We start from the raw sequence: 4,186 nt of genomic DNA, 5'->3' as shown, positions 1-4,186 counted from the left end.
CGCTCTTCCGATCTAGTGTCAGATCATCGATAGGAATCAGATCAATCGGAATGAATAAAACGGCGAGAGGTAACATAAAGCAAATAAACAACTTTATTAAAACACCTTTATTCAGTGCTGGCATGGAGCGATTCCTACAATAAAAAGAGAGTCAAAGTAGAATAGGCGATTTGGAAATAGAGGACTTGGACGAGCGTTATAGTTTTAATAAGTGGTGGATTTTATTGGATGAGTTTTGTTTCTAATCAAAAATGCCCTGTGATGAACAGGGCATAAGTCATAATGTCGCTTTTGTTATTACAGCGTTATTCTTCGCCAGCGCTATCGTCTGCTTTGCTGTGGGCGTATGGCGCACCCATGCGAGTTGGTGCACCGAGCAGCATACTTTCTTCAAAGGTAATGGCGTCTTTAGCGAACAGGTTGATGACGGTTGAACCTAACTTAAAGCGCCCCATCTCTTGTCCTTTTTTGAGATGAACCGATTTATTGCCTTCCGCTGGGTAGCCCCAACGATAAACCGTATTGCCACGAGGCGGAGTGACGGTTCCTGCCCAAGTCAGTTCAATACTACCCACAATCGTTGCACCCACTAAAATTTGCGCCATCGGGCCAAATTCAGTATCAAAGATACACACCACGCGTTCGTTGCGGGCAAATAAATTTGGGATATTCTCTGCGGTTAATGGGTTAACAGAAAACAGGTCACCCGGCACATAAATCATTTGGCGTAGAACACCATCACACGGCATGTGCACACGGTGGTAATCACTTGGCGAAAGATATAAGGTGGCAAACTCACCATCGGCAAATTCATTGGCCAGTTCTTCATCACCACCAAGTAGTTCGACCGATGTGTAATCATGGCCCTTAGCCTGAATAAGCTTACCATCGACAATCGGGCCGAATTGACTGACACACGCATCGGCTGGGTGAGTGATAACTTGATCACCTTCAGCAACAGGGCGAAGCCCATCTTTTAACTCACGAACGAAAAATTCGTTAAATGTTTTGAAGTGAGATGGATCCGAGTGTAACGCTTCATCCATGTTGACTTTGTATTGTTTGATAAATCCACGAATAATCGCGGTGGTTAAACTGCCCAATCGAGCAGAGGCTAATTTGCCGACCAAACGGGTTAAAGCATGCTTTGGTAGCCAGTGCTGCAGTTCAACTTTAATCTTATCCATTGTAAAAATTCCAATACTGTTTAAATGATCGACTTTGTTCTGGGCGCGAGATACTACTTAAATATGCTTTGATTGTCAGTAAGCAGACAATATTTGCATACAAAAACCACTTAAAGGTCGGCTTTTTTGCTCCGAGAGTATTGTCGGTTATCTTTGTTGTCAGCCATGCTTTCGATGATTCTATGGTAATTGTCGAAGCGAAGTTTACTGATGTTTCCATGTTCGACCGCTTCACGCAAAATACACCCTGGGTCGTCGTTGTGCGTGCAATCTCTGAATTTACAGCCACCTAAGTAGGGCTTAAATTCAATGAAGGCATCGGTGATTTCATCGGGTTCTAGGTGCCACAAACCAAACTCACGAACGCCTGGAGAATCGATCAAATCGCCACCGGAAGGGAAGTGATACAAACGCGCTGCCGTGGTGGTGTGCTGACCAAGACCAGAGTTTTCAGATACTTCGCCTTCTTCAATGTCAAGAGTCGGCATGAGTGCATTTACCAGGCTTGATTTACCCACCCCAGATTGACCGACAAAAATGTTGATGCGATCTTTGAGTTCCGCTTCAAGTTCTTTAATGCCATAGCCTGACTCTTTGCTCACAAACATCACTTTGTAGCCGATTTTCTCGTATTCCTTGAGTGTTTCGCGGTATTCACTAATTTGTTGCTCTGTGAGTAAATCGACTTTATTCAATACGACTAACGGCGCGATGCTCACGGTTTCAGAGGCAATAAGGTACCGGTCGATGATGTTGAGCGATAATTCTGGTAATACCGCTGAAACAATCACCATTTGGTCGACATTAGCAGCCACGGGTTTTAAACCGTCATAATAATCAGGGCGAGTCAGCATCGATGTGCGAGGCTCAACCGCTTCAACTACGCCTGAAATACCAGCCATCGACTCTAAACCTGCGCGCCATGTCACTCTGTCACCTGAAACTAAGGTTTCAATGCTGCGGCGTAAGTTACAACGGTGAACTTCATTCGTCTCAAGATCTTCGATATCAGCATGCTGGCCAAACCGAGTGATAACTAGGCCTCTTTTGGCACCGCCGAGCATGCTCTCATCCCATTGGATAGAGTCTTCTTTCTTGAGTCGTTTGTTCTGGTTGCTACGTACTCTTCGTACTTGACCTTTGGTCAATTTTTTCTTTTTTGCCACAATGATGTCTTCAATACGTTATTGATGATGCGATCTACCTCCAGAAGGCCTGCTGTTTCAGCGAATGCTAATGATTCAGAACTATCTTGGGGATCCTTATTTGGGTATAGTACCTCTTTTATCCTTAAACAAATAGGCAACTCACTCATGTCCTTTAGCGATCAAAACTTAATTTGGGTCGATCTTGAGATGACAGGCTTAGATCCTGAAACTCATAAGATCATTGAAATTGCGACTGTCGTGACTGATAGTGAACTCAACATTTTAGCTGAAGGTCCTGTTCTTGCCATTCATCAAGATGATGTCGAATTAGATAAAATGGATGAGTGGTGCACCACGACTCATACAGGAAGTGGGTTGGTAGAACGTGTACGTAAAAGCCAAGTCAGTGAACAAGACGCGATCAAACAAACGATTGAATTTTTAGAGAAATGGGTGCCTAAATCAGCATCGCCTATCTGTGGAAACAGCATTGGTCAAGATCGTCGTTTTTTGTTTAAACACATGCCTGAACTTGAGCAATATTTCCATTACCGTTATATCGATGTTAGCACTTTAAAAGAGCTCACTCGCCGTTGGAAACCGGAAGTGTTGGACGGTTTTTCTAAAAGTGGCAGTCACTTGGCGCTTGATGATATTCGTGAGTCTATTGCTGAGCTGAAATATTACCGCCAAACGATCATTTCGATTTAATTCAGCCCTAACTAACGGCAATGAGCTTCGCCTCTTATTTAATGCCTGCTATTTTAAATGCCAGTAATTATATGCTGGCATTTTTATTAGGGTACGGGTAAAAATGCGAATTGAGCAACGCCGTGTACGACTTTCGTGATACTACGATTCATTTTATCTGCCACGATGAGCGCCATCATATCCTGAACTAGGGTCATTTTCGCAAAGAGGCGGTCAAAGCTCGTGTCAGCGCCTGTTTCACTCAATCGATTTGTTAGAATGAATAAGTCTCCATTTGCGTCTCTTCGGTGGTAAAGCCGCCAAACAAAAATCTCGATATTGCGGGCACTGTTGTAAAGCGCTTGTTCATCAAGCGAATCGAGAATAAAAAATTCCTGTTGGTGGTTGTAAGAGCGCCTGAGCATTTCTGAAAGACCGACGACTGCGGCAAAAACGCGATCGCCTTGGTAGTTTTCGTCAAAGCTGAGAAGAATAGCCTCTACGCTGGTCACGCCGCCAAGTTCGTCAAAAATTAGTGTTGGTAGTTCGGTTTCATCAAGTGAACCAAAAATTTGTTCAATGCGTTTTTCTACGGTCATGCCTTCATTTTTTTTGAGTTGAGAGGGATTGCGAGCGTACAATTTTTGGGTGAGCCGAATCATCATCTGTTTTTGTTGACGAGCATGTACATCCATCACAAAATCAATGTCACTCTTTCCTAGGTTTCTGATTGGCTTCGGCACTGTTCCACAACTGGAAAGTGTCAGGCACAGTAGGCTAGCGAGTATTATCGCTCGGTAATGCAATAAGATCACAGTGTGCTTTAAGAGAGGCATTAATTGTCTTTCCATGACGGTGCGCGACTTAAACGAGTGGATATATTGATCAAAGTTATACTAAAGGAGCAATATCTTCGATCTATTCATGAACTGGGTAGAGCAAATAATGGCTTATCTCGCATTATCTCTTTAATTTGTGAGTTGAATGATTCGCCAGTTTTAGTCATAAGGTCAGTAAACTGGAAATTATGATGGCTTTTTAGGCGGATAGAAAAAAAAAGCTGTTTTTTTATCGGAATGACTTGCATCACAAATAAATGCTCTTATAATTCGCATCCCTAAACAACGGAAACGTTGTCAAAGCGATACTAGCTCAGTTGGT

General features: G+C 43.2%; 4 protein-coding genes. 1 reads left to right on the top strand and 3 read right to left on the bottom strand.

Translation table 11 applies throughout. The features are described from left to right. Nucleotides 1–305 precede the first annotated feature (305 nt). Together asd and rsgA are read right to left on the bottom strand one after the other, a co-directional pair. Complete coding sequence (gene asd / locus ACP45E_RS06140; protein WP_017035391.1) at nucleotides 306–1,187, bottom strand: archaetidylserine decarboxylase; 882 nt, start codon at nucleotides 1,185–1,187, stop codon at nucleotides 306–308. A gap of 110 nt (nucleotides 1,188–1,297) precedes the next feature. Beyond that, nucleotides 1,298–2,353, bottom strand: a complete 1,056-nt coding sequence (gene rsgA / locus ACP45E_RS06135; RefSeq protein WP_017035390.1) for a small ribosomal subunit biogenesis GTPase RsgA — start codon at nucleotides 2,351–2,353, stop codon at nucleotides 1,298–1,300. Nucleotides 2,354–2,500: 147 nt separating this feature from the next. Between rsgA and orn the strand changes: the two genes are divergently transcribed. Continuing rightward, a complete protein-coding gene (gene orn / locus ACP45E_RS06130) occupies nucleotides 2,501–3,046 on the top strand; it encodes an oligoribonuclease (RefSeq protein ID WP_017038559.1) in 546 nt (181 codons plus the stop codon). Between the two features lie 86 nt (nucleotides 3,047–3,132). Here the strand turns inward: orn and ACP45E_RS06125 are convergent, their stop codons facing one another. Continuing rightward, complete coding sequence (locus ACP45E_RS06125) at nucleotides 3,133–3,861, bottom strand: hypothetical protein (protein ID WP_017035387.1); 729 nt, start codon at nucleotides 3,859–3,861, stop codon at nucleotides 3,133–3,135. Nucleotides 3,862–4,186 lie beyond the last annotated feature (325 nt).

The sequence above is a fragment of the Vibrio genomosp. F10 str. 9ZD137 genome, from assembly GCF_049974785.1.
Taxonomy (GTDB): Bacteria; Pseudomonadota; Gammaproteobacteria; order Enterobacterales; family Vibrionaceae; genus Vibrio.
The sequence above is the reverse complement of the archived record's forward strand: the minus strand, read 5'-3'. Positions and strand labels throughout refer to the sequence as shown.

Excerpts from the sequence above, each read along its gene's own strand:
- orn (WP_017038559.1), top strand. The coding sequence starts at position 2,501 with ATGTCCTTTAGCGATCAAAACTTAATTTGGGTCGATCTTGAGATGACA.
- ACP45E_RS06125 (WP_017035387.1), bottom strand. The coding sequence starts at position 3,861 with ATGCCTCTCTTAAAGCACACTGTGATCTTATTGCATTACCGAGCGATA.
- asd (WP_017035391.1), bottom strand. The coding sequence starts at position 1,187 with ATGGATAAGATTAAAGTTGAACTGCAGCACTGGCTACCAAAGCATGCT.